This window comes from Peribacillus sp. P4_D6 (assembly GCF_056401795.1).
Genome location: NZ_JBFUIQ010000016.1, coordinates 1 through 25017, shown reverse-complemented (window position 1 = coordinate 25017; position 25017 = coordinate 1). Strand labels below are relative to the sequence as shown.

Below are 25017 nucleotides of genomic sequence, written 5' to 3'. Positions count from 1 at the left end.
AATTTTGACTAAAAGCAGGAAAATAAGCATGTGAATTGCTTTACAGGTAAGAATTCGATAAAGTGAACTAGTGAGAAATCAGACATAAAGGAGTGCAGTCACCATGGAAGAAACAAAAAATTGCCGGGACTCTTTGGTCATAAAAACAAGCCTGGTCCTCCCGCCGGATACAAATAATATTGGTACGATGTTCGGAGGCAAATTAATGGCATACATTGATGATGTAGCGGCTATATCAGCCATGCGTCATGCGCGAAGCAACGTCGTTACGGCATCAACTGATTCCGTCGATTTCCTGCACCCTATTCACGAAGGAAATGCAGTTTGCCTTGAAAGCTTCGTGACTTATACGGGCAGAACATCAATGGAAATCATCGTAAAGGTGATTGCAGAGGATTTAGTTACAGGAGCCCGAAATTTATGCGTCATTTCCTTCCTGACATTTGTTGCCATTAATGAAGAAGGTAAACCAATTCCTGTTCCCCGTTTGGTTCCGGAAACGGAGATGGAAATGAATTTAAATGAATCAGCAAAACAACGGGCCCAAATAAGGAAAAAAAGAAGGGAAGATACACAGTTCATTGCAAGTACTTTCGGTGTGAAACTGCCATGGACCGATCAATCAAATCCAGGATTATATAAATAAGATAGGCATCCCTTCAGCCGTTCTTATTGATGATCGAGACATTAAGTGAAAAGACGCTTGGATAATTCCAAGCGTCTTGTTTATGTTCCCTTGTTAGGTCTTTTAGTCATCGCTAGCTAAAATACCAAAGAAGCGCAAGATGTTAATGAATAGGTTAATGAAATCAAGATATAGATTCAACGCCATGAGCGGTACTTCTTCGGCTGTTACCCCGTAATGCTTCATTCGATTGAAATCATATAAAATATAACCGCTGAAAACTAAAATCCCTATAAATGAAAAGACCAGCATGGCTGTAGAACTTAATGGAAAGAAAATGTTGAAAATGCTAATGACGACTAAAGCTAGCAAGGCCGCAAATAACATTCCCCCCAAGAATGAAAGGTCCCTTTTGGTGGTTGAGGCATAAACCGCCAGTCCTCCAAATACGACTGTCGTCGTAACACCTGCCAGGATCACCACATTTGCCCCTGCTGCGGCTAGGTAGTGGGCAATGATCGGATAGGTCGTAATTCCGGAAATCAACGTGAAAATATACAAAAATGTGTAACCGATGTTTTTTTTCCTTCGCAATATGAATGCTCCAATCAACATGGCAATCTCAAGTATCGCCAAGGGAAGAAACAAGGATGGCGGAACAAGAGTGCCGAGAGCCATACCTAAAACGGAAACGGCAAGAGATAAAGCGAACGTCCGCATGACGGACGGCATATATGTTTGTACAATTTGTGAATACATTCAATCACCCCATCATTTATTTTCTACCGTTTTCTACGAATCTGATTTAAAAAGGTTTCATTGCATACAATGAAATTTGGTGTTTTTTTAAAAGTATTGAAATATATATGAAGTAATTACCTTTTCTATGATATTCTTACAAGTATACTAATTTTTCTGAAATATTAAAATACTTTAAACGAAACCATTCCGCGGTAAGTAAAACGATAAGGTCAATAAATAGACATAAACTTCAAAAAAAGCTATCTCGAAATAATAAATCCGAAATTATTGATTCTATATATTTAATCGGACTTCAAAACTTTACTGTATAACAGTTATAAAGGAAACGTTTTTATGTTGCAGAAAATTATTCCTAAAGTTATAAAATATGAAAAAAATGTGATTATTTTCTATAAAAACTATTGTATAATTGTAAAAAAATGATTAAAATTTTAAATAATTATCAGAAGATTAATTATTTTCCCGATAAAATAGTTTAGGGGGAGCAAGGATGAAGAAAGCTATTTTACAAATAGAAAACCTAACTACCTCATTCCGAATCGGTAACAAATATCATGCAGCGGTGGATGATGTTTCGTTTACGGTGAATGAAAATGAAATTGTAGCAGTTGTTGGAGAATCAGGGTGTGGAAAGAGTGCATTGGCCTTATMCATCATGCAATTACATAATAAGCAAAGAACGAAATCCGAAGGAAACATCCATTATAATGGCCAAAATCTCCTTAAGTTGAATGATGTACAAATGAATAAAGTCCGTGGTAAGGAATTGGGTATGATATTCCAGGAACCCTTAACGGCTTTGAACCCGCTCATGACCATCGGAAAACAGATCGAGGAGAATCTTGATTACCATACTGAACTCTCCAGTGCTGAAAAAAAGAACAGGACGATCGAACTTTTGACACAAGTGGGAATTCCATACCCTGAACGGACGTACAAGCAATATCCGCATGAGCTCTCGGGCGGAATGCGGCAAAGGGCAATGATCTCGATTGCCATTGCTTGCAACCCTGCACTGGTCATCGCCGATGAACCCACGACGGCATTGGATGTTACGATCCAAGCGCAAATACTTGATCTGCTGAAGGATATCCAAAGCAGGACAAAAATGGGGATCATCTTAATTACACATGATCTGAGCGTCGTAGCAGAGGTCGCTGACAGGATCGTTGTCATGTATGCAGGTCAGGTAGTGGAAACGGGAAGTGTTAAAGAGATATTCAACAATCCGCTGCATCCATATACAAGGTCATTATTGAATTCGATTCCTTCGGCCGCAAACGAGAAAAACCGTTTGCATGTTATCGAGGGAATCGTTCCATCGATAGCCAAAATGGATCGGATCGGATGCCGCTTCCAAGATAGGATTCCATGGATACCAAAACATGCGCATGAAGAGACACCCCGGCTTCACGAAGTGGGCAACGGTCATTTTGTCCGCTGTACCTGCTATAAAGCATTCTATTTTCAAGCTGAAGGAGATGCATCGGCTCATGACATTACTAAAGTTAGATAATCTTAAAGTGCATTTTCCAATAAGGGGCGGTTTTTTTCGAAGGGTGGTCGATCACGTAAAGGCAGTTGACGGTGTTTCCTTTGAGTTGCAGCAAGGGGAAACATATGGTTTGGTCGGGGAATCCGGAAGCGGCAAGTCCACGACAGGCAAGGCAGTGGTCAAACTGAATGAGGTGACATCCGGACAAATCCTGTTTGAAGGCAGGGATTTAGCATCTTTAAGTAGAAGAGAAATTAAACCGTTCAGAAAAGATATCCAAATGATTTTCCAAGACCCATATTCATCATTGAATCCCAAGAAGAGGGTACTTGATATAATTGCCGAACCGCTGAGGAACTTCGAACGGTTATCCCCTTCAGAGGAAAAGAAAATCGTACAGGACTTCTTGGACAAAGTCGGACTGAGTCCGGAATCGATTCACAAGTATCCTCATGAATTTTCTGGGGGGCAGCGCCAGCGAATTGGGATTGCCCGATCATTGACATTGAAACCTAAACTGATCATTGCGGATGAACCGGTGTCAGCCCTGGATGTTTCCGTTCAGGCACAAGTATTGAATTTTCTTCAAGATCTCCAACAGGAGTTCAATTTGACTTATTTATTTGTAGGGCATGATTTAGGTGTAATCCGGCATATGTGTGACCGGATGGGTGTCATGTATCGCGGTAGATTGGTAGAGGAAGGCAAAAGCGAGGAAATCTATGAAAATCCCCAACATATATACACGAAGCGCCTGATTGCCGCCATTCCTGATTTAGAGCCGGAAGTCCGCGAAGATAAAGTGCAGCTTAGAAAAAAACTCACCTCGGAATATGAGTCTACCTACTCAAAATATTTCGATGAGAATGGACGTGCTTACGATTTGAAGCCAATCTCATCGACGCATAGAGTCGCATTACAATAAGGAGGTGGAAGGAATATGTGGAAATTTATCCTAAGACGATTATTAGTAATGATCCCGCAGCTCTTTTTATTGAGCATCATCGTTTTCATGATGGCAAAAGCAATGCCCGGAGATGCACTGTCCGGCCAGGAAATCAACCCTAGGGCCAATCCAGCCGAGCTTGATAGGATCAGGGAAGAGCTGGGTTTGAATGATCCTTGGTACCAACAATATCTAAGGTGGGCATCCAATGCAGTACAGGGGGATTTCGGTGTTTCCTATACACATAAGACGCCCGTTATGGATGTGATCGAAGACAGGCTTTGGAACACGGTGTTCCTGGCATTGGTCACGCTGATCTTTACATATATGCTTGCGATACCATTAGGCATACTTAGCGGAAGGTATAACGATACCTGGGTGGATAAAACCGTTACGGGTTATAGCTATTTAGGGTTTGGCACGCCAATTTTCATTTTTGCTTTAATCATGTTATTCGTTTTCGGATTTGCCCTTGATTGGTTCCCGTCTGGAGGCAGTGTCGATTCAAAAGTGGATGAAGGAACATTCGCCTATGTTGTAAGCAAGATCAATCATTTGATTTTACCAGCTTTAAGTACAGCTTTAATTGCAACAACAAGTACGATCCAATATTTGCGAAATGAAATCATCGATAATAAAATCAAGGATTTCGTAAGGACAGCGCGTTCGAAGGGAGTGCCCGAATCAAAAGTGTATTCACGGCATATCCTGAGAAATTCCTTTTTACCGATAGCAGCATTCTTAGGTTATGAAATTACTGGATTGGTCGGCGGCGCGGTCATAATCGAGACCATTTTCAGTTATCCGGGACTTGGGCAGCTTTTCCTTAGTTCAGTCAGTCTGCGGGACTTCAGTGTTGTCACGGCCATCGTCATGATGACGGGATTTGCCACTCTGCTTGGCACCCTTCTTTCGGACATCATACTTAGTGCGGTCGATCCGCGCATACGGATAGAATAGGAGCGGGGTGAGTCGTATGGAAATGAAAGTGGAAACCGGTAAGAACATACAAGTTAATGATGTGAGCCCTTCAGGTATCAAGATCATCTGGCAGGAAATCAAGAAAGACAAGCTTGCCATGGGCTCATTGATTATATTAGCAGCCATATTGCTTTTTGTTTACGGTGCGTCGTTTTTCATGGACGCCAAAGAAATAGCCAAGGTCGATTTTCTCTCCATTTATTTGGAACCATCCTCAGACTATTGGCTTGGAACCGATTATGGCGGCCGGGATGTATTCGGCCAACTGATAATCGGTACCAGAAATTCATTCACGATCAGTTTATTCATTACATTATTCACGGCTATCATCGGTTTATCATTAGGGCTTCTGGCGGGCTACTTCGGCGGGGCAACCGATAATGTGATCATGCGTGTCATCGATTTCGTGATTGCCCTGCCGCAATTGATGTTCATCATCGTTGTGGTCACGATTGTGCCGATCTTCAATGTATATGTTTTCATTTTAATCATGACGATGTTTTTATGGACAGGAAAGGCTCGGCTGATACGTTCAAAGGCTTTGTCTGAGCGTGAGCTGGATTATATCCACGCCTCACAGACACTCGGGACGCCACATTGGAAAATCATCCTGTTTCAGCTTCTGCCCAATGTCAGTTCATTGATCATCGTCAACTTCATTTTGAACCTTGCAGGCAATATTGGCTTAGAATCCAGTTTGACTTTCTTAGGGTTCGGCCTTCCGGAGAGCACCCCAAGTTTAGGGACGCTCATCAGTTATGCTCGAAATCCAGATGTTCTGGAAAACAAGTGGTGGATATGGGTACCCGCATCACTCATGATTTTAGTGTTGATGCTGAGTATAAATTTCGTTGGTCAAGCGTTAAARCGCGCAGCCGATGCAAGACAAAGAAGAGGATAATAAAAGGGGAGTGTATGATATGAAAATCAAAAGCTACAGTAAGGTATTAAGTGCATTGGCCATTTCGTCTCTACTGCTTGCTGCATGTTCGAATGATACGGAGAAATCGTCAACGAAAGAGAAAAAAGGGAAAGATGTCGAACAGGTCGATACCTCTAAATTCCCGACAAAGACGACAAATCAAGGAGAGCCGATTAAAGGCGGCCATTTGACATATGGTTTGGTATCAGATACCCCGTTTGAAGGGATATTAAACAAAGTTTTCTATCAAGGTGAACCCGATAATCAAGTTATCACATTCTTTGATGAGGATTTATTGGATACAGACGAAAACTATGTTTTCACGAATGAAGGTGCCGCTTCCTATGAGATATCGGACGATCATAAAACGGTCACGCTGACGATTAAGGATAATGTAAATTGGCATGATGGAAAGCCAGTGACAGGTGCCGATTTGGAATATGCATATCTTGTCATGGGAAGCAAAGATTACAAAGGTGTCCGCTATGACGAGCAAATGGCTTTGATCGAGGGTATGGAAGAGTATCATGAAGGGAAAGCGGATAAGATTTCAGGCATTAAAGTCGATGGCAAGAAAATCACTTTCACATTCAAAAAGGCGAATCCTTCCGTCACGACCGGATTATGGACATACCCGCTTCATAAAGAATACTTAAAAGATGTTCCGATTGCAGATTTGGAATCATCGGATAAAATCCGTAAAAATCCGATTGGGTTTGGACCATTCAAAGTGAAGAAAATCGTTCAAGGGGAAGCGGTCGAATTCGAAGCGAATAAAGATTATTACCGCGGTGAACCTAAATTGGACAGTGTCACATTGAAAGTCGTGAATCCGTCCGTTGTCGTCAAGTCACTTGAAAATGGTGACCTCGATGTAGCAGAGGTCCTGGCGGAGCAATATGAGCAAGCCAAGGAATTGGATAATGTCGAATTATTGGGGAAAGTTGAATTGGCTTATTCCTATATTGGTTTCAATTTCGGCTACTATGATAAAGAAAAAGAAGAAAATATTATGGATGAGAATCCGAAATTCGGAGACAAACGCCTTCGTCAGGCGATGGCATATGCCATCAATAATGAAGAAGTGGGCGAAAAAATGTACAAGGGCCTTCGCTTCCCTGCCAACTCTGTCATTACACCGAACTTTAAATATAACAATAAAGATTTAAAAGCATATGAATATAATCCTGAAAAGGCTAAGGAACTTTTGGATGAAGCAGGGTTTGTAGATACGAATAATGATGGCATTCGTGAAGATGCTGATGGAAAAGAGTTCAAAATCAACTTTGCTTCCATGAGCGGTTCCGATGTTTCTGAGCCACTGGCAAGATATTATATCCAGCAATGGGAACAAGTAGGGTTGGACGTCGAATTGCAGGATGGAAGGCTGCATGAGTTCAATTCATTCTACGACCTGCTGAAAAAGGATAATGACGAAGTTGATGTTTATTCAGCAGCATGGGGCGTCGCTTCAGATCCGGATCCATCAGGAATATGGTCCAGGTCTGCAGAATTTAACTATACCCGCTGGGTGAGTGAAAAAAATGATGAGCTTCTTGCTAAAGGGATTTCAGAGGAAGCCTTCGATGATCAATATCGAATCGATACGTATAATGAGTGGCAAGAATTGATTCATGAAGAGGTTCCGGTCATTCCGACATTATTCCGTTATCAATTGGCTGGAGTGAATGAACGCGTTACAGGTTACGATTATCTCGCAGGCCGTCAATATCAATGGCATAATGTTGGGGTAACGAAATAATTTAAGCTGACTATCGGCTGCCTTTATGGCGGTCGATTTTTTGCGTTTCAATGGAGTGGATAAAGGTTATATAGATAATAGTAAGTAATTGGAAGGGTGATATTGATGGAAGTGAGAAATCCTAATGAAACAAAGAGAGAGTTAGAAATATTGTTTACTGAATCGGTTGGCCGTTTACTGAAACCTCTCGAAGAGGAAATCATTGCAGACATTGTAGCCTATCCAGACGAAAAGAGAATTGCCTTCTTGGAATATATGAAGGAAATGTCCAACAAACAAAGACAATTGAAGTAAGTTGAACTTTCATCATGAAGGAGGTTTTTTTATGAGAAACGAAGATATGGACAGATACAAGGTATGGCGCGATAAGTGGAAAAGAAGAGTGAATATGGAGAATTTAGCGTTATATGGAATTTCAACATTAGTTATGGCAATCTTGCCTGTCATGGCTTTTATGAGGTAAATCTATTAAAGGGCCGCCTTTTGGCGGTCTTTTAATATGTTAAAAGTTGCCATGAAAAGATATAATGAACAAAGAGGAAAGGAGAGATATGCATGAGCGTGATCGAAGAAAAAGAAATCGTATCTTACATAAAAGAATTGGTGTCCATACCCAGCCCCTCCGGCTATACTGAGCAAGCCATTAAATACGCGGCCGATTTCATGGAGCAGAGGAAGGTTTCATATAACATCACGAATAAAGGGGCATTGCTTGCTACATTAAAAGGCGAAGATGATAACAAACAACGCTTGCTGACTGCCCATGTCGATACTCTGGGGGCCATGGTAAAGGAAATCAAGGCGAATGGCCGCCTTAAATTGACGATGATCGGCGGTTTCCGCTGGAACTCAGTGGAAGGGGAGTATTGTAAAATCCATACAGCTGACGGAGCCATTATCACCGGGACCATTTTAATCAATCAGACCTCTGTCCACGTATATAAAAATGCCGGCGATGCGAAGCGTGATGATGAGACAATAGAGGTCCGGATAGATGCTGTCGTGAAAACCAAAGCGGAAACCGAGGCCATTGGCATTTCTGTTGGAGATTTTGTCTCCTTTGAACCGAGAGTGGAAGTGACGGATACAGGCTTTTTGAAATCAAGGCATTTGGATGATAAAGCTAGCGTGGGCATCCTCCTTCATATCATTGACCTCATTTCCACAGGAAAGATAAAATTGGCATATACGACCCATTTCCTGATTTCCAACAATGAAGAAATCGGCTATGGAGGAAATTCCAATATCCCTGAGAAAACAGTCGAATATCTAGCTGTTGATATGGGCGCGATCGGTGATGGACAAACGACGGATGAATTCAGCGTATCCATTTGCGCAAAAGACTCCTCGGGTCCTTATCATTATAAACTGCGTCAGCATCTGGTCTCACTTGCCAAAGCAAATGCCGTCGACTACCGCGTCGATATTTATCCATTTTACGGATCGGACGCTTCCGCTGCCATCCGGGCAGGATATGATGTCGTCCATGGCCTGATCGGACCGGGAATCGATGCATCACATGCCTTCGAGCGTACACATGTCTCTTCATTAAAGCATACAGCCAATCTGATTTTGCATTATATCCAATCAGAGTTGGTATAATCGTGAGAAAAGCCCGCACTCCTATCATAGTAGTGCGGGCTTTTACTTTGTTTTTTAGCGATATTTTCATTATATTCGTGAGTTTTGGTGTTTTATCACGTGAATTTTGGTCATTTACTTGTGATTTGGAGTAATACTCGTGAATTTTGGTCATTTACTCGTGAGTTTGAGCGTAATGCTCATCAATTGGCGTAAGTACAAAAAATAAAGATTTATAATGATAATTCTTGTGGAGGTTCACCATTGTTGTTCATCAACCGTATGCTTTCCGGCTTAATTTGCAGAATTAAATAATTTGGATCTTTCGGACCTTCGAACCACTTTTCAAAGGATTCATTCCATAATTTATCTTTCAGTTCCTGTGATTCGTTTATTTTCGAGGTACCTGAGATTTCCAGGTAAGAATCGCCCAATCCTTCATTATCATAGCCGATCAGGATATGAACATTAGGGTTCTTTGCAATTTCATCGATTTTTTCCGTCTTTCCGCTCGTTGGTGTGTATAAAGTTAATTCATCGTTAAAAAATGTCATATAGCGTGAATGTGGTTTGTTGTTTTCAACTGAAGATAAAACTCCTATTTTATGATCACGGATGATGTTCAATACTTTTTCTTTTATTTGGTTTTGGCTCATTTTTATACACTCCTTTTATTTTTTACTCTATTACTTTTCCTCTTTTTTCATTAAGTTAAACAAAATTATGCAGTTTGCCATTTTTATGAATGAATACTGAAAGAAGTTGCCATACTAGTCATTATGTGTTCTGTTTAGAGCAATTTCATGATGTGAATCCATTTGTAAAGGTGAGTATGATGAATGAATTGTGGTGAATTACTTATCATTGGCGGGGCAGAGGATAAGTGCCTTGAAGGTGAAGTATTAAATAAATTTGTCGAGCTTGCAACCCATAGCGAAGGCGGAATAGGAATATTGCCTACAGCGAGTGAAATTCCTGAGGAAGTGAGTACAGAGTATATCAAGATTTTCAGGGATTTAGGTGTGGACAGGGTGGAAGTGATCAAGCTGGATTCAAGGCAGGATGCAGACGATCCGGCAATTTGTGAACAGCTTTCATCTTTTTCCGCCATCTTCATTTCAGGGGGAAACCAAAGCCGATTGTCTGAACTGATTGGAAAAACAAAGTTCCACGATGCCCTTTCTAAAGCCTGGCATGAAGGAATGGTGATAGCAGGGACAAGTGCTGGTGCTTCGATTTTAGGAAAGTATATGATCGTTGCTGCTGACACGATGCTGAATGACAATAAGTTAAAGGTTGAAATTGGCGTAGGTTTCGGCTTCCTGGACGGACTGATAATCGATCAACATTTTTCCCAGCGTGGCCGTTTTGATCGTCTGTTAAGTGCAATAGCAGGGAAAAAGGAAATTATGGGTATTGGCATTGATGAAAATACAGCAATTTTAGTTAAAGACGGTCATTTTGAAGTAGTCGGCCAACATCAAGTATTGGTTCTTGATGGCAGCACCAGTGATTATATCAATATCACATCTTCTGATAATGGCAGTGAAGAGTTGACTCTTTCGGGATTTAACCTTCATGCACTAACCAGGGGATACCGTTTTGACCTGCTTAAAAGGAAATTGTTGATGAAAAAGGGGATCCAACAATGAAGATCAATCGAGTCCGTTATTTAAAAGGACCTAATTATTTTGCTTATACACCTACGATTTGCATTGAATTGGATATAGGGGAACTGGAACAGAAACCATCTGATTCAATACCTGGATTCAATGAAAAATTGTTAAAGGTGCTCCCGAACTTGGGAAGCCATACATGTTCAAAAGGGTATCGAGGCGGATTCGCCGAAAGGCTGAGAAAAGGAACATGGATGGGACATATATTGGAGCATATGACGATTGAGCTTCAAAACTTGGCCGGAATCGAAGCCATTCGGGGAAAAACGATAATGATGGAAAAGAAGGGTTTTTATTATGTTACCTTTGACTATCAGGAGCCTCACTCAGGTCTTCAAGCTTTTTTAGCAGCAAAAGATATCGCGGAGGCCATCCTGAATGGTGAAAAACTTATAAATGTACAATCTTATGTAAAACAAATAGAGCAGTTATATTATAAAAATAAACTGGGGCCAAGTACCGAAGCCATTTTTAAGGCAGCGCAAGCAAAAGATATCCCTGTCGAGCGAATGGGTGATGAAAGCTTACTGCGTTTAGGAACAGGTGCAAGGCAGAAGTATGTCCAGGCGACAATCTCTAGCCAGACTTCGAATATTGCGGTTGAGAATTCATGTGACAAAGCATTGACCAAATCCATTTTAAGAGGATGTGGCCTCCCTGTACCTGAAGGGGAAGTTGCCCATTCCATTGAAAATATCTTTGCCTCGGCGGACAGGCTGGGTTTTCCACTGGTCATAAAACCGTATAATGGGAGACAGGGTCAGGGTGTCATCACCCATATCAAAAATAAAGATGAGCTATTCAATGTAATCAATTGTTTGGAGTTGCATGTGGAGAAGTATATTATCGAACGGCATATTGAAGGGCATGATTATCGGTTACTGATAGTTAATGGAGAACTTATCGCCGCCAGTTTGAGGCTTCCCCCCTATGTTATTGGCAATGGCAAGGAAACGATACGCAGTTTGATAGAAAAGGAAAATTGTAATGATTTGCGGGGAGAAGGTCATGAAAAGCCGATGTCAAAAATCCCACTTACACATACCGTGACGTGTTACTTGGAAAAATCGAATCGGACGCTCGATACGATTCCGAATCAAGGGGAATTGGTTCAAGTTGTCGGCAATGCAAATCTTTCGACTGGCGGAAAGGCAATCGATGTAACGGACCAGGTTCATCCGACCATTAAGAATATGGCTGTTGCAGCTGCGAAAGCGATCGGTTTAGATATCGCCGGAATAGATTTTATTTGTGAGGATATATCAAACCCGATCGAACATTCAAGGACTGCAATTATTGAAGTGAATGCTGCACCGGGAATTCGAATGCATCATTATCCGAGTGAAGGGAAAAAAAGGGATGTAGGCAAAGCCATTGTCGATTATTTATTTCCGACCAGGGAAGAGGCGGCTATACCGATCATTGCAGTGACCGGAACAAATGGCAAGACGACAACAACCCGATTGATTCATTATTTTCTTACTAATGAAAAAACAAAAGTTGGGATGACAAATTCTGATGGAGTATATATCGGCGATGAGGTATTGGATCACGGTGACTGCAGTGGCCCTGTCAGTGCAAGAATGGTATTGGCCCATCCTGACGTCGATATTGCCGTTTTGGAAACGGCCCGGGGCGGGATTCTGCGTGAAGGTCTTGCTTTTCGTAAATGTGATGTGGGGATCATCACCAATGTAAGTGAGGATCACCTCGGCCGTGATGGAATCGATACATTGGATGATCTCATTAAATTAAAGAGGCTGGTAGCTGAAGTCGTAATGAAAACAGGCTATTGTGTACTGAATGCAGATGATCCGAATGTAGCTGCCATGAACGCTTATACAGATGGGGAGGTCATTTACACCTCTACAGATGCCACCCAGCCTCACGTGAAAGCTGCGATAGATAAGGGATGTAAAGTTTGGTACGTCAATGAAAAAGGAGTCATTTGTCATTCAGCTGATGGAGTCATCCATCCATTTATGGATTGCACCATGGTTCCAATTACGATCTCCGGCATGGCACGTCATAATATCGCCAATTTACTTCAGGCGTTAGCCGCAGCCGAAACACAAGGCATTTCCATGGAAGAACTAAGAAGGAAGGCTGCCACATTTATGCCTGATACGAATTTGTCCAAAGGACGGTTCAATTTGAAAAAGTTGAAAGAGCGCACGATCATCATCGACTATGCTCATAATGAAGCAGGATTGAAGGCCATATTCGAAACGGTCAGTGCCTATAACAAAAATCATCTTATCACTGTTTTGGCAGGGCCGGGGGACCGTATTGATGAAGAACTTATCAGGCTCTCCAAGGTAGCGGCCATTAATTCCGATCTGTTCATCATTAAAGAAGACGATGATTTGCGGGGAAGGGAGCCGTTAGAAGTAGCCGGGCTGCTTCAGGATGCTGCGGTAGAAGCTGGGTTACAAAAAGATCGGACATTCATCGAACCTAATGAATTGGACGCATTCATAAAAGCCTGGGAGAAATCACAACCGGGTGACCTATTATTGTTCTTTTACACGGATTTCGAATATGTAGAGAGATTTTTCGAAAAGGTTTCTACAAATCCGTTGCCGAAGAAATAAAACAAAGTGATCTCACCCAGGAAATCGCTTCACTTTCCAGCGTAAGTGGAAAATGAATGTAAGAAAAAAGCTAATCCAAATGGATTAGCTTTTTTTCATGACCGTTTCATTTGCAGCCGGGACAGCGGCATGGTCTTTTTTATATATCCGCTTAAGCACGATTGACTGAACAATCATGAATATACCTCCGATAGACCAATATAGTGGCAATGCAGCAGGAGCAGAGAAAGAAATGAATAAAATCATTGCTGGTGAGAGCAAGCTCATCATCTTCATTTGTTTCTGCTGTTCTTCCGGCATTTGTCTCACGGAAATGACCGATTGGAAGTAATAAATGACACCAGCGATTATCGCCATGGCAATATTCGGCTGACCTAGGCTGTACCAAAGGAAACTATGGGTCGCAATTTCATGGGAACCTTGAATCGCATAATAAAAGCCCATTAGGATCGGCATTTGAATTAAGAGCGGCAGACAGCCCATGTTTAAAGGGTTGACTCCATGTTTTTGGTAAAGCTGCATCATTTCCTGCTGAAGGGCCTTTTGTTTAGCAGGATCTTTCGTATCTTTGATTTTCTGCTGGATTGCTGTCATTTCCGGTTTCAGGCCATTCATCTTCGTCTTCATGCTAAGCTGTGTTTTGTATTGTTTGGCAGTCAGAGGTAGCAWAACAAGGCGAATCAAAAATGTCATCATGATGATGCTTAAACCATAGTTGCCATTAAATAAACCAGCATTGAATTCCAGCATTTTTGTCATGGGGTTAACCAATGCAGTATGAAATGGTCCGCTCGTTGCTGCTGAGCAACCAGTCAAAAGGGTCGTTGCCAAAAATAGGACGGCAATTAAAAACATGTTTTTCTTCTTCAATATAATTTCCTCCTCGAATTGTTAATGTTTAAACAACTAGAAGGAGGCTTGGCTCATCGGAATCATCTGGTGAATCTTTTTGCCGGATAAAGGTGAAAAAGCGCTGTGCACCGCGCCAATCAAAGGTGCTGCCTGTATGAACAGGGGATTTACTTTTATCTGTATGAACGGAAGCTTGATATTTGTCATTCAAGAGCGATTGCTTTTTATTTAAGAAGTAAAACGCGGCCAGTGGAAAGACAAAGGTAAATAAGTAACCTGCCCATACCGCATGGCGAACGGTTTGATAATCGAATTCTAATAATAATTCCCACATAGGAATCCCTCGTTTTTTCTAAGATAAGAAAATTTGTCCAAAAATGATTTAGGGCCTGATATGACTTTTGACCACATTTAAATCATTACCAACACTATATCAATTCTAGGGCAAGAAAGCTAAAAAATATAGGGGTTTTTTCAAAAAATAAACAGGGAATATTTTCTGATGCATCAATTTCAAAAATAGATCAAATGGAAATCAAATTCGAGACCGTTCAGAGCAAAGGTTGCACAAATGGTCATTCGTCTACATACGGATAAATGGAAGTTCAAATTATAAGGTGAAAAGGTATGAAACCATACGATTCATTCAATCAACAGAACGACCATAACGGTAATGAACGAAATGCACATCTCCGAAATATGGGCAATCATTTCATGGAAGGGGCATATCCATTAGAGAATCAGATGATGGATGTAAGGACTCCTCCTGGCCCGCCTGGTCCTTCCTACGGAGGGGGCCAGCCACCGCCTCGGCCGCCGCACGGAGGAGGACCGCCTCATATAGCTCCGCCATTATTCACTCCACAACTTCATGAAGGAATGTATAAGGCAATGGACACTGGGTCAATGAAAGGGTGCTTATACAAACATACGTATATTTGGCTTAAGAATGGCCGTTCATTTTGGTTTTACCCAACATATGTCGGATATAATTCAGTGGCAGGTTATCGTTGGAGACGAAGTCAACAGCGATGGGCCTATTATGGGACGGACGCGCATGAAATACAATACTTTCATTGTTATTAAAAAACAAAAAACAATCCGCATTTGCGGATTGTTCAGAATGTAGACAAACTCGATGAAAATCGAGTTTGTCTACATTTTTTTTGCTTGTACAAATTTGGACGTTGATTGGAACGTAGGGCACTCGCTTTCCGCGGRCGGTCCGGACTCGGCGCACTTGCGCCTGTGGGGTCTCCCTTGGACTCGCTATTCCCGCAGGAGTCTCGCACACCCGCTCCAATCAACTATGTTTTAGCCTACAGTCTTTGTTCCTAACCTTTAATCAAAATTTCAAAGGGAATTTTAAAAGGGATTCGGAGTGGGTCTCACCCTGAACCGTGTAAAGAACTAGTTATCACTTATCATTCAAAGTTTCAATCCAAAAAATAATCTGGAAAATCGGAAATGATCCCATCTACCTGCATCATTTTGAACATGTGTATTTGTTTTTTATTGTTGACGGTCCATGTAAATACTTTCATCCCGTGCTTTTGGATTCGCTTTTGCAGCTTCGTACTCAAAATCGTTTGTTTTGGATTCAAAAATGATGCGAACTCGGCAATCTCTTTTATTTTTTGGTCATTGATTCGCCGTTTTATCAAAACGCCCACTTGTATGTCCGGCATTAATTGATGAAACCTTTTCATGGATTCCATATCGAACGAATGAACCATTATCTTATTTTTACTTGTTGAACATTCTTGGAATTTACCTAATTCTTCGGCAAGTTTCTCTTCTATGCCGGGATAAGCAGAGGGATGTTTCAATTCGACTAAAATTCCGACCTCAGACCCGAAATTCTCCAATACCTCACTTAGTAAAGGTATCCTTTCGTTTTTATAGCGAGAATGATACCAGCTTCCTGCATCCAGTTCCTTTAATTCGGCTGCCGTGTAATCACGGAGGTTCCCTTTTCCGTTTGTGGTTCGATCCAAGGTGGGATCATGATGAACCACAAGGACATCATCTTTACTGAGGTGGATATCCACTTCCAGGAAATCAGCACCCAATTCAATGGCTTTTTTATAAGATGCCATTGTATTCTCGGGGCAATATCCAGATGCACCTCGATGTCCAATTTTAATGGGGGAATGCTGCTTTATTAAGCTTTCAGGGAAATCACTTTTTGATCCTTTAGCGTAGAGAGCGAACAGGACAAGCATGGTTATCACGATAATAAGAAAAAATGCGGTCATCTTTCACACTCCTATCAGGCACAATGATTAAAAATTTGCAGGACAGTCTCATTTCATAATATTACATGTTAGGCAGGAAAAAATCATGTTTTACACAATGTTATAATCCGACTTAAAGGATTTATTGGAAAGGTATGGAATACATATAATTTAAGTATCAATAAGGAGGGAAAGCAGATGGAATTGCAGGTGAAACCGAAGTCTAAAAAATGGAAGGGGAATTTTGGTTTATATTTTTCCCTTCCCATTCTCTCTTGGGCGTTTTACGATTTTGCCAATACGATTTTTTCTTCTAATATCAATACGATTTTCTTTCCATTCTTCCTCCAGGAACAGATTGGGGAAAATGCCGTTCTTGATCAGATTGCGAGTACCTTCATCTCCTACGCTAATGCGATTGCCAGTTTGTTTCTCGTTTTGTTTTCCCCGCTGTTCGGTGTCATGATCGATCGAACGGGAAAAATGAAAAAATACATTATGATTTTCACCCTCATTTCCGTTGTATGTACATTTTTAATGGGGGTATTCGGGGGGACGCCGTTGGATGGAAAGATTCTGGGCATTCCCGTTTCCTTGGCGATCGTCATTCTTTTATTTGTGATAGCAAAGTTTTTCTATCATTCGAGTCTGGTTTTCTATGATACGATGATGAGTGATTTAGGCACGAAACAGCAATTGCCGCTAATATCAGGATTTGGCGTGGCGGTAGGCTACCTTGGAACGTTAGTGGGACTGTCAATCTATCCATTCATAAGTAAAGGGAGTTCACATGAAGCCTTCATACCCACGGCCATTTTATTTCTGGTTTTTTCCCTTCCCTTATTCTTTTTTTTAAAAGAGTCTCCAAAACAGCAAAAAGCGAAAGAACCTTTTTTATCAGGTTATAAGGAAATTAAATCAACATTTAAAGAGATGCGCTCCTACCGATCGGTTTTTACATTCATGATTGCTTATTTCTTTTTAAATGATGCAATTGCGACCACTATCGGCATGATGGCCGTATATGCCAAGACTGTTGTTGGATTTTCCTCCAGCGGATTCATTTTGCTATACCTGGTATCGACAGTATCGAGCATTGCCGGATCGTTTCTGTTTGGATACATCACGCAGTCGAAGGGACCGCGGCTGGCTGTGACGTATGTGGGGGTTCTGCTCTTGGTCGCTTTATTTATAGCGGTCTTCGCACAAACCGCCCTTTGGTTCTGGGTTGCAGGGAGTATGTTCGGAATTTCGCTAGGTTCGATGTGGGTGACATCACGGACCTATATCATTGAATTGACTCCAGATGAGAAGAGGGGGCAATTTTTTGGACTATTTGCATTCTCTGGAAAAGTCTCTTCAATAATCGGTCCGCTATTATATGGAACGATAACGTTGATATTCCACGACCTCGGTACATTGGCGAGCAGGATGGCACTAGGGTCATTAATCATCATGGCGATAATAGGTCTTGGCTTTCTTTTGAAACTGAAGGGATTGGAAGAAGTGAAATAAGAAAAAGGGACTGGAGCCGGCCTTAATGCCGTATCCAGTCCCTTGCAAAAAATTTATACCAAAATCAAGGTGACATCGACGTTCCCGCGTGTTGCTTTTGAATAGGGGCAGGTCATGTGTGCTTTTTTGGCGAAGTCTTCGGCTTCTTCCCTGCTTAGGTCGGGAATCGAAACATCCAACCTTACAGCCAATTTAAAACCGCCGTCTTCCTCATCTTTACCGATCGTTACATTTGCCGTCACGGACGTATCGGCTTTTTTCTTTTCTTTTTGCAGTACAAGATTCAAGGCACTGTCAAAACATGCCGCGTAACCGGCTGCGAATAACTGTTCAGGGTTTGTGGCGCGCTCACCGGAACCACCTAATTCCTTCGGTGACCTCACATCGAAATCCAGAATCCCATCCTCTGATTTAATATGTCCTTCCCGACCACCGTGTACGGTAACTGTAGCTGTATATAATGGTTTCAATGAAAACAACTCCTTTATTCATTCTTACTATCATTACTTCCCTGCTGTAAGTCTTGTTAAACAAAATGAAAGTGAGTATTGTTTGAAAATGGTATTAAATTGGTTTTAAATTGGAAGATATTGTTTTATAATGTACTGTATTAGGAGATGTAATACACCCATTGCAAGGAGGGTTTATGATGATTGAGTTGGATGTTCAAAGTGGAAAGCCGGTATATGAGCAATTGATGGATAAGTTAAAGGAACTAATGATCAATGAAGTTTTACAGGAACATAATCAGCTCCCATCCATACGAATATTGGCTCAGGAGTTGACCATCAATCCAAATACGATCCAGAAAGCGTACAAGCAGCTTGAGTCTGACGGGTTTATATATACCTTACCAGGCAAAGGGAATTTCGTGGCACCTCCTAAATCCTTCAAAAATTCATTGAAAGAAGAAGAGATCAGAAACGAGCTTTCAAAGGTACTCGCTGAAGCTCTGTATATCGGAATCGATAAACATGAAATTTATAGAATAATAAAGGAAATCAGTCCATTGGCAAAGGGGGGGGATTCATGATTGAAATAAAACAGGTGAGTAAATTATATGAAGGAAAAGAAGCAATCAAAAACGTTACCTTGGTTATACCAAAGGGCTCCTTATTCGGGTTATTAGGTTCAAATGGGGCGGGGAAAACGACTCTATTAAAAATGCTTTCAGGCAACCTGAAACAGGATGCAGGTGAAGTTCTTATTGATGGATCATATGTGTTTGAAAACCGTGAAGTGAAAAATCGTTGTTTCTTCCTTCCTGACACGCCTTATTTCCTGGCTAACTATACGATCACGCAAATGGCAGGTTTTTATAGCCATATTTATAGTGAGTGGAATCAAGAACGTTTCTATCAATTACAGGAAGTATTCCCGATACCCGTCCAAAATAAAATACATAAACTATCGAAGGGAATGCAGAGACAGGTTGCTTTTTGGCTAGCACTCTCGACGATGCCGGAAGTTCTAATATTGGATGAACCGTTTGATGGATTAGATCCGGTCATGCGAAAAAATGTGAGACAGTTGTTGATTCAGGATGTATCGGAAAGGAATATGACGATTTTACTATCGTCCCATAATCTCCGGGAAATTGAAGATTTAGCCGATCATGTAGGGATTTTGCATAAGGGTGAGCTTGTTATCCAAAAGGTTTTGAATGACTTGAAAGCTGATGTACATAAAGTGCAAATTGCCTTTAAACACAAAATTCCCCATGGTTTATACCGCGGAATTCAAATCCTTAACAAGGAAAGACGCGGCAGCGTGATCGTTTGTATCGTTAAAGGTAGTGAAGCCATGATTAAATCGCATTTTAATCAGTTTCAGCCAGAAATATTAGATATTCTCCCCCTTACTCTAGAGGAGATATTCATTTATGAAATGGGGGATATCGGTTATGTCATCCAGAATAACCTGGTTTAATAGGGAACTGATTATCTATATTTTCAGAAGCACTGGCTGGATTGGTTTTCTATATCTTGTAGGCCTCATATTTGCGCTGCCTCTGGAAATGTTAGCGATTATCTTGAATAGGAACAATGAATATGTGGAATTCGAAAACCTTTTTTCCTGTCAGCAGATGATACAGTTTGTTTTGGTCATCGTTATTCCAGTATTACTTGCCATCTTCCTTTTTCGGTTTTTACAAATGAAACAAGCCTCAGACTTCATTCATAGTTTACCGATTACGAGACGCAGCATCTACGCTCATATGATTGGAACGGGAATTGGCTTCATGGTTTTGCCGATTTTACTTACAGGTTCAATATTGATATTATTTCACTCGGCAATTGATATAGAACGGCTATATACCATGACGGATATATGGTCTTGGATGGGGGCAACATTTATTTTGGAAGCTTTGATCTTTTCCGTTGCCGTTTTACTTGGAATGGTTACGGGATTATCAGCCTTTCAAGGAGTGCTGACCTATATTTTTCTTACTTTGCCGGTGGGGCTTTTTGTTTTGTTTGCAGCTAATGTGAAATTTTTGATAGCAGGATTTTCTGCAGAGTATTATCTAAGTGCCAATATGAATGGAATCTCCCCATTATTAGCAGCAACGGAGATGGAAAAAATCACTTTCTTCTCTATTAATACATTAATTTATAGTATATTAACCTTTCTATTTCTGATCAGCTCTCTTTTTCTCTATGAGAGGAGAAAGCTGGAGCATGTGTCGCAGGCATTTGTTTACCCGAAGATTAAGCCAGTGTTTAAATTCGGCCTGACATTATGCATGATGCTGTTTGCAGGGCTTTATTTTAGCGAAACGACAGGCGAACCTGGGTGGATTTTTTTTGGATATGCCGTCGGTTCTTTGCTTGGATATTATTTAGGGGAAATCGTCCTGCAAAAGACTTGGCGAATACGGGTCAACCTGAAAGGTTATGTAGCGTTTATAGCGGCTGTCATTGTGCTGGCACTCATTATAAAAATAGATCCCCTTCAGTATAAGACCAAGATTCCTGATGAAAAGATGATTAGCCAAACTTATATTGGTGATTCTCCTATATTTTTTGAAGGCGATGACACGTCGAATAATGCTTCCAATTATCTTGAAGAGAAGGAAAATATTGAAGCGATCAGGTTATTGCATCAGGAAATCATCGATAAGGGTAAAAAGGTTTCCATTGGTGAATGGAATGATGGTCAATCCGTATTTCTGATGTATGAACTCAAGAATGGAAAACGGTTAGCAAGAGAGTATCATTTGCAGAATTACGATTCATACATGCCACTGTTGGCGAAAATATATGAGTCGAATGAATATAAAAAAATGGTTAATCAGGTATTGAATGTTTCCGCTCAAGACGTTTCTAAAATCAAGATAACGGCGAGCGGCCAAGTGGACAAATCCATAACGATCACGGACCGTCAACAGCTGGAAGCTGCAGTGAAGGCATTGTCGGAGGACCTGAATAATCAATCGTTCGCACAAATGACTTCTTCTTTTGGTGATTATGCCTCCATAGAGATTCTTTTGAATAATAACAAAACCATTTATATGAATTGGGACTCTTCATATCCTCAGTTTTCAGAATGGATGGTAAGTACCGGACAATCGGAACAAGCGCGGTTAATGGCTGATGATATTTCTTATATCCTGGTTGCAAAGTCCGATTCGAAAATTTATCACACGAATTCTGAAAGTGAACTTGCACAGCAGATTGAACAACAGCCAAATCGCTTGAAAATTAAGACCGCTTCTGAAATCGAGACAGCGATTGATAATGCCCAAATTGATTGGAGCGGGGAGTATTCAGCTGCCTTTTATTATAAAGAAAGCAGAGATGTGGACATCAAGAGTTTTTCTGGCGAACATGTTCCCGATTTCATTTTGGATCATTTTAATGAAAAATAACGTGAATATTTCGCATTACATAGAAAGGATGCCGCCCGATATGGGCGGCATCCTTTTGCATTGCCTATCAATTATGTTTGTGTATCTATGCTTTAGAGTTTTACGACGTTTTTAGCTTGAGGTCCGCGGTTTCCTTCTTCGATCTCAAATTCAACCTCTTGACCTTCATCAAGGCTTTTGAAACCTTCTCCTTGAATGGCGGAAAAATGTACGAAAACATCATCTCCGTTTGGTACTTCGATGAAACCAAATCCTTTGTCACTATTGAACCATTTCACTTTACCTGTTACTGTCATTCGATGAATCCTCCTAAAAAGTTAAAAAATATTAATGGTGATGATTTTACCTAGAGGGAAAAATCAATTTCACACATTATCCAGCACCCTCATTCAAGTTAAAATTATCATACGACGATGCTTGATAATATGTGAAAGTATACAAGGAAAATTACCACAATAACCTCTGGATAAATTTCCAGTTTTTTAGTATATACCCACCTTTATAAAGGATAAAACAAATGGAAGTAATTTATACATTCCCATTTGGGGAAAATAATATTAGACAGGTTTTATATGGGGAAATATAACGATATTGTCGCACGGGATTTTCCTTGATTGAAATTTGACTTGGGATTCCATGTCAAATATGAAAGGGCTTTATGGTGAAAACAGGAAAACAAGTTGGCATTAAAGTTTTCTGCGAAAATAATCGGGTATAGGATAAGTAAGAAAGGACTGATGAAAAAATGAAGAAATTATTAAAAAGAGCTCTCATTTTTGCTGCTCCAATCATATTCAAGGAAGTAAAAAAACGCTGGAAGAACAAGCGGAATCAAAAATCGTTAAAAACTGCAAGGTAAATAAATAAACCATGAATAAATGAACGGTAATCATATGGATCAAGATAAGGGGCGCTGATGAAGCGTCCTTTGTTTTGCATCTTAATAAATCCCCTATTGGGTGTTTCATTCACCTCTACATCTTTCCTTCATATCGTGTTAAAATAGAAAGGTTGATTGAAATGAATGCTGAGTAGCCAATGCTTAAGCCTTATGATATATTTCTTCTTACATATATTGTGTATGATCAGGATTTTTGCATACAAAGAAAGGTTGCCATTCCAATGTAAAAAATACAGTAAACCTCCTATAAATTTTTTATTGATGACTCCAATAATGAAAGGAACATATTATGACTAATTTAAAAGACGAGGTTCAATCCCGACGGACCTTCGCAATCATCTCTCACCCGGATGCCGGGAAAACGACTTTGACAGAAAAATTACTGCTGTTTGGCGGCGCGATCCGCGATGCCGGAACAGTTAAAGCTAGAAAAACAGGGAAGTATGCAACCAGTGACTGGATGGAAATTGAAAAGCAACGGGGAATTTCCGTTACATCATCAGTCATGCAATTCGATTATGATGACTTCCGTGTCAATATTCTCGATACACCGGGCCACCAAGATTTCAGTGAAGACACATATCGTACACTGATGGCTGTTGATAGCGCCGTGATGATCATCGACTCGGCAAAAGGTATCGAGGATCAAACGGTTAAATTATTCAAAGTATGCCGGATGAGGGGTATACCGATTTTCACTTTTATCAATAAAATGGACCGACAAGGTAAAACGCCGCTAGAATTGCTTGCCGAACTTGAAGAGGTATTAGGAATAGAAACATATCCAATGAACTGGCCGATCGGGATGGGAAAAGACTTCGTGGGCATTTACGACAGGTTCAACAATCGGATTGAACAGTTCAAAACTGAAGGGGAAGAGCGTTTCCTTCCGTTGAATGAAGATGGTGAACTCGAAGTGGATCATAAACTTAAGGATTCCCAGCTATATGAGCAAACTTTGGAAGAAATCATGCTGTTGACGGAGGCGGGTAACCAATTCTCTGAAGAAAACATTGCGAATGGAAAACTTAGTCCTGTATTTTTCGGAAGTGCTTTAACGACATTCGGTGTTCAGACGTTTTTGGATGCTTACCTGAAGTTTGCACCAGCTCCACAAGCACGAATGACAACGTCAGGTGAAATGGATCCTGTCAGCAATGACTTTTCCGGTTTCATTTTCAAGATCCAGGCGAACATGAACCCAAAACACCGTGACCGAATCGCCTTCCTTCGCATTTGCTCCGGTAAATTCGAGCGTGGAATGAGCGTCAACTTGAGCAGGACAGGGAAACCGATCAACCTTTCTTCCTCTACCCAATTCATGGCTGATGATCGAAACACTGTAAATGAAGCGGTAAGCGGAGATATCATCGGTTTATATGATACTGGTAATTACCAAATTGGCGATACGATTACCACAAGCAAAGACATGTTTCAGTTTGAAAGGCTGCCTCAGTTTACGCCGGAACTATTCATGAGGGTAACAGCTAAAAACGTCATGAAACAGAAACATTTCCATAAAGGTATTAACCAACTTGTACAAGAAGGGGCAATTCAGCTCTTCAAAACGGTTAGGATGGAAGAATATCTGCTTGGTGCGGTTGGGCAGCTTCAATTTGAAGTATTCGAGCATCGAATGAGGAACGAGTACAATGTTGAAGTCGTGATGGAGCGCATGGGCAGCAAGATTACACGCTGGGCTGAAGATGAAAAGCTTGATGAAAACCTTCATAGCTCAAGAAGCATCCTTGTTAAAGACCGGTTTGATAAATATGCATTCTTATTTGAAAATGAGTTTGCACTTCGTTGGTTCCAAGATAAAAATCCTGACGTGGAATTATATAATCCAATGGATTTGAAATAAAGAAAAAAGCCCGTGTTTTATACACGGGCTTTCAGTTTATAGACAAAAGGGGTTCGGAATTAAAAAATTCTGAACCCCTTTTGAAATTCCCTTTGAATTTTCGCCTAAAGTTAAGRGATTGCGGCTCWACGAGCTCACATGTTAGGCCATTTACGGACCTCGCCATGTCCAATTGGCCATCTTCTTTAAATTAATGGCAGCGAAAGTAAGCATCGCCTGCATTGACAATTTTTTATGTCCCCTTAAAGTAGTCCAACGCATACCATGCTTTTCTTTTGCATCTGCGAATACACGCTCAATCGTTTCTTTACGTTTTGATACTTCTATTTTAAGACAAAAATGACTCTAGGCAAAAGTGTTCTATCTAAAAGGTAAGACAAAGTTGATTGGAACGGAAGGTACGAGACTCCTGCGGGAAAAGCGCGTCTAGGGG

The 25017-nt window shown here is 40.8% G+C and carries 24 protein-coding genes and 1 pseudogene; 17 read left to right on the top strand and 8 right to left on the bottom strand.

Translation table 11 applies throughout. The annotated features are described in order from the left end of the window. Positions 1-103 precede the first annotated feature (103 nt). The gene (locus AC1DVB_RS07925) at positions 104-646 is read left to right on the top strand and encodes an acyl-CoA thioesterase (protein ID WP_034314279.1); all 543 of its coding nucleotides are present in this window, start codon (positions 104-106) and stop codon (positions 644-646) included. Between the two features lie 102 nt (positions 647-748). Here the strand turns inward: AC1DVB_RS07925 and AC1DVB_RS07920 are convergent, their stop codons facing one another. Then, complete coding sequence (locus AC1DVB_RS07920) at positions 749-1384, bottom strand: Bax inhibitor-1/YccA family protein (protein WP_477588881.1); 636 nt, start codon at positions 1382-1384, stop codon at positions 749-751. Positions 1385-1877: 493 nt separating this feature from the next. Between AC1DVB_RS07920 and AC1DVB_RS07915 the strand changes: the two genes are divergently transcribed. The 8 genes from AC1DVB_RS07915 (at position 1878) to AC1DVB_RS07880 (ending at position 9095) form a co-directional block, all read left to right on the top strand. Next, on the top strand, positions 1878-2903 hold the full coding sequence (locus AC1DVB_RS07915; protein WP_477588879.1) for an ABC transporter ATP-binding protein: 1026 nt from the start codon (positions 1878-1880) through the stop codon (positions 2901-2903). Then, entirely contained in the window at positions 2881-3807 is a 927-nt protein-coding gene (locus tag AC1DVB_RS07910; RefSeq protein WP_053534228.1) for an ABC transporter ATP-binding protein, read from the top strand. Before AC1DVB_RS07915 ends, AC1DVB_RS07910 begins: the two co-directional genes overlap by 23 nt. A 15-nt stretch (positions 3808-3822) precedes the next feature. Beyond that, on the top strand, positions 3823-4788 hold the full coding sequence (opp4B, locus tag AC1DVB_RS07905; RefSeq protein ID WP_095679419.1) for an oligopeptide ABC transporter permease: 966 nt from the start codon (positions 3823-3825) through the stop codon (positions 4786-4788). Positions 4789-4810: 22 nt separating this feature from the next. Further along, entirely contained in the window at positions 4811-5710 is a 900-nt protein-coding gene (locus tag AC1DVB_RS07900; RefSeq protein WP_057279040.1) for an ABC transporter permease, read from the top strand. Positions 5711-5729: 19 nt separating this feature from the next. Next, entirely contained in the window at positions 5730-7493 is a 1764-nt protein-coding gene (gene opp4A, locus AC1DVB_RS07895) for an oligopeptide ABC transporter substrate-binding protein (protein ID WP_057278963.1), read from the top strand. 105 nt (positions 7494-7598) lie between these two features. Continuing rightward, the gene (locus tag AC1DVB_RS07890; protein WP_034314269.1) at positions 7599-7787 is read left to right on the top strand and encodes a hypothetical protein; all 189 of its coding nucleotides are present in this window, start codon (positions 7599-7601) and stop codon (positions 7785-7787) included. 31 nt (positions 7788-7818) lie between these two features. Next, entirely contained in the window at positions 7819-7956 is a 138-nt protein-coding gene (locus AC1DVB_RS07885; RefSeq protein ID WP_477588876.1) for a hypothetical protein, read from the top strand. A gap of 92 nt (positions 7957-8048) precedes the next feature. Then, complete coding sequence (locus AC1DVB_RS07880) at positions 8049-9095, top strand: M42 family metallopeptidase (RefSeq protein WP_454862132.1); 1047 nt, start codon at positions 8049-8051, stop codon at positions 9093-9095. 212 nt (positions 9096-9307) lie between these two features. On the opposite strand, the gene AC1DVB_RS07875 is transcribed toward AC1DVB_RS07880, so the two are convergent. Next, the gene (locus AC1DVB_RS07875) at positions 9308-9730 is read right to left on the bottom strand and encodes a pyridoxamine 5'-phosphate oxidase family protein (protein ID WP_057278966.1); all 423 of its coding nucleotides are present in this window, start codon (positions 9728-9730) and stop codon (positions 9308-9310) included. A 183-nt stretch (positions 9731-9913) separates the two neighbouring features. On the opposite strand from AC1DVB_RS07875, the gene AC1DVB_RS07870 reads away from it, so the two are divergent. Both AC1DVB_RS07870 and cphA read left to right on the top strand, forming a co-directional pair. After that, positions 9914-10726 carry a cyanophycinase gene (locus AC1DVB_RS07870; protein ID WP_454862133.1) on the top strand — a complete coding sequence of 271 codons (813 nt, stop codon included), beginning with the start codon at positions 9914-9916 and terminating at the stop codon, positions 10724-10726. Then, on the top strand, positions 10723-13344 hold the full coding sequence (gene cphA / locus AC1DVB_RS07865) for a cyanophycin synthetase (protein WP_454862134.1): 2622 nt from the start codon (positions 10723-10725) through the stop codon (positions 13342-13344). The genes AC1DVB_RS07870 and cphA overlap by 4 nt, the downstream gene beginning before the upstream one ends. Positions 13345-13428: 84 nt before the next feature. Here the strand turns inward: cphA and yidC are convergent, their stop codons facing one another. Together yidC and AC1DVB_RS07855 are read right to left on the bottom strand one after the other, a co-directional pair. Next, a complete protein-coding gene (yidC, locus tag AC1DVB_RS07860; RefSeq protein WP_477588872.1) occupies positions 13429-14214 on the bottom strand; it encodes a membrane protein insertase YidC in 786 nt (261 codons plus the stop codon). 28 nt (positions 14215-14242) lie between these two features. Continuing rightward, positions 14243-14530: a hypothetical protein gene (locus AC1DVB_RS07855; protein ID WP_034314256.1), complete on the bottom strand. Its 288-nt coding sequence runs from the start codon at positions 14528-14530 to the stop codon at positions 14243-14245. Between the two features lie 293 nt (positions 14531-14823). Here AC1DVB_RS07855 and AC1DVB_RS07850 point away from each other — a divergent pair, with 293 nt between their 5' ends. Continuing rightward, on the top strand, positions 14824-15282 hold the full coding sequence (locus tag AC1DVB_RS07850) for a hypothetical protein (protein WP_239860602.1): 459 nt from the start codon (positions 14824-14826) through the stop codon (positions 15280-15282). Positions 15283-15632: 350 nt separating this feature from the next. Here AC1DVB_RS07850 and AC1DVB_RS07845 read toward each other — a convergent pair whose 3' ends face one another. Then, positions 15633-16454, bottom strand: a complete 822-nt coding sequence (locus tag AC1DVB_RS07845) for a glycerophosphodiester phosphodiesterase (RefSeq protein WP_268590534.1) — start codon at positions 16452-16454, stop codon at positions 15633-15635. A 177-nt stretch (positions 16455-16631) separates the two neighbouring features. Between AC1DVB_RS07845 and AC1DVB_RS07840 the strand changes: the two genes are divergently transcribed. Beyond that, positions 16632-17948 carry an MFS transporter gene (locus tag AC1DVB_RS07840; RefSeq protein ID WP_096338352.1) on the top strand — a complete coding sequence of 439 codons (1317 nt, stop codon included), beginning with the start codon at positions 16632-16634 and terminating at the stop codon, positions 17946-17948. A gap of 53 nt (positions 17949-18001) precedes the next feature. On the opposite strand, the gene AC1DVB_RS07835 is transcribed toward AC1DVB_RS07840, so the two are convergent. Next, complete coding sequence (locus AC1DVB_RS07835) at positions 18002-18418, bottom strand: organic hydroperoxide resistance protein (RefSeq protein ID WP_306804760.1); 417 nt, start codon at positions 18416-18418, stop codon at positions 18002-18004. Between the two features lie 179 nt (positions 18419-18597). On the opposite strand from AC1DVB_RS07835, the gene AC1DVB_RS07830 reads away from it, so the two are divergent. The 3 genes from AC1DVB_RS07830 to AC1DVB_RS07820 are packed head-to-tail and all read left to right on the top strand — an operon-like array spanning position 18598 to position 21819. After that, on the top strand, positions 18598-18981 hold the full coding sequence (locus tag AC1DVB_RS07830) for a GntR family transcriptional regulator (protein ID WP_048687253.1): 384 nt from the start codon (positions 18598-18600) through the stop codon (positions 18979-18981). Beyond that, a complete protein-coding gene (locus tag AC1DVB_RS07825; protein WP_477588867.1) occupies positions 18978-19877 on the top strand; it encodes an ABC transporter ATP-binding protein in 900 nt (299 codons plus the stop codon). The genes AC1DVB_RS07830 and AC1DVB_RS07825 overlap by 4 nt, the downstream gene beginning before the upstream one ends. Continuing rightward, a complete protein-coding gene (locus AC1DVB_RS07820) occupies positions 19852-21819 on the top strand; it encodes a DUF6449 domain-containing protein (protein WP_477588865.1) in 1968 nt (655 codons plus the stop codon). Before AC1DVB_RS07825 ends, AC1DVB_RS07820 begins: the two co-directional genes overlap by 26 nt. Before the next feature lie 92 nt (positions 21820-21911). On the opposite strand, the gene cspD is transcribed toward AC1DVB_RS07820, so the two are convergent. Beyond that, on the bottom strand, positions 21912-22115 hold the full coding sequence (gene cspD, locus AC1DVB_RS07815; RefSeq protein ID WP_034314240.1) for a cold-shock protein CspD: 204 nt from the start codon (positions 22113-22115) through the stop codon (positions 21912-21914). An 894-nt stretch (positions 22116-23009) separates the two neighbouring features. Here cspD and AC1DVB_RS07810 point away from each other — a divergent pair. Beyond that, positions 23010-24584 (top strand): peptide chain release factor 3, encoded by a 1575-nt coding sequence (locus AC1DVB_RS07810; RefSeq protein WP_034314233.1) that lies wholly within the window; start codon positions 23010-23012, stop codon positions 24582-24584. Between the two features lie 150 nt (positions 24585-24734). Here the strand turns inward: AC1DVB_RS07810 and AC1DVB_RS07805 are convergent. Beyond that, positions 24735-24902: pseudogene (locus tag AC1DVB_RS07805) on the bottom strand (transposase); the annotation flags it as partial. Between the last annotated feature and the right edge of the window lie 115 nt (positions 24903-25017).

Bases quoted from the DNA above. Each gene is read 5' to 3' on its own strand.
- AC1DVB_RS07810 (WP_034314233.1), top strand. From the start codon at position 23,010: ATGACTAATTTAAAAGACGAGGTTCAATCCCGACGGACCTTCGCAATC.
- opp4B (WP_095679419.1), top strand. From the start codon at position 3,823: ATGTGGAAATTTATCCTAAGACGATTATTAGTAATGATCCCGCAGCTC.
- AC1DVB_RS07875 (WP_057278966.1), bottom strand. From the start codon at position 9,730: ATGAGCCAAAACCAAATAAAAGAAAAAGTATTGAACATCATCCGTGAT.
- AC1DVB_RS07920 (WP_477588881.1), bottom strand. From the start codon at position 1,384: ATGTATTCACAAATTGTACAAACATATATGCCGTCCGTCATGCGGACG.
- AC1DVB_RS07845 (WP_268590534.1), bottom strand. From the start codon at position 16,454: ATGACCGCATTTTTTCTTATTATCGTGATAACCATGCTTGTCCTGTTC.
- cphA (WP_454862134.1), top strand. From the start codon at position 10,723: ATGAAGATCAATCGAGTCCGTTATTTAAAAGGACCTAATTATTTTGCT.
- AC1DVB_RS07830 (WP_048687253.1), top strand. From the start codon at position 18,598: ATGATTGAGTTGGATGTTCAAAGTGGAAAGCCGGTATATGAGCAATTG.
- AC1DVB_RS07870 (WP_454862133.1), top strand. From the start codon at position 9,914: ATGAATTGTGGTGAATTACTTATCATTGGCGGGGCAGAGGATAAGTGC.
- AC1DVB_RS07910 (WP_053534228.1), top strand. From the start codon at position 2,881: ATGACATTACTAAAGTTAGATAATCTTAAAGTGCATTTTCCAATAAGG.
- AC1DVB_RS07925 (WP_034314279.1), top strand. From the start codon at position 104: ATGGAAGAAACAAAAAATTGCCGGGACTCTTTGGTCATAAAAACAAGC.
- AC1DVB_RS07820 (WP_477588865.1), top strand. From the start codon at position 19,852: ATGTCATCCAGAATAACCTGGTTTAATAGGGAACTGATTATCTATATT.
- AC1DVB_RS07880 (WP_454862132.1), top strand. From the start codon at position 8,049: ATGAGCGTGATCGAAGAAAAAGAAATCGTATCTTACATAAAAGAATTG.
- AC1DVB_RS07850 (WP_239860602.1), top strand. From the start codon at position 14,824: ATGAAACCATACGATTCATTCAATCAACAGAACGACCATAACGGTAAT.
- AC1DVB_RS07855 (WP_034314256.1), bottom strand. From the start codon at position 14,530: ATGTGGGAATTATTATTAGAATTCGATTATCAAACCGTTCGCCATGCG.
- AC1DVB_RS07885 (WP_477588876.1), top strand. From the start codon at position 7,819: ATGAGAAACGAAGATATGGACAGATACAAGGTATGGCGCGATAAGTGG.
- cspD (WP_034314240.1), bottom strand. From the start codon at position 22,115: ATGACAGTAACAGGTAAAGTGAAATGGTTCAATAGTGACAAAGGATTT.
- AC1DVB_RS07825 (WP_477588867.1), top strand. From the start codon at position 18,978: ATGATTGAAATAAAACAGGTGAGTAAATTATATGAAGGAAAAGAAGCA.
- AC1DVB_RS07890 (WP_034314269.1), top strand. From the start codon at position 7,599: ATGGAAGTGAGAAATCCTAATGAAACAAAGAGAGAGTTAGAAATATTG.
- opp4A (WP_057278963.1), top strand. From the start codon at position 5,730: ATGAAAATCAAAAGCTACAGTAAGGTATTAAGTGCATTGGCCATTTCG.
- AC1DVB_RS07840 (WP_096338352.1), top strand. From the start codon at position 16,632: ATGGAATTGCAGGTGAAACCGAAGTCTAAAAAATGGAAGGGGAATTTT.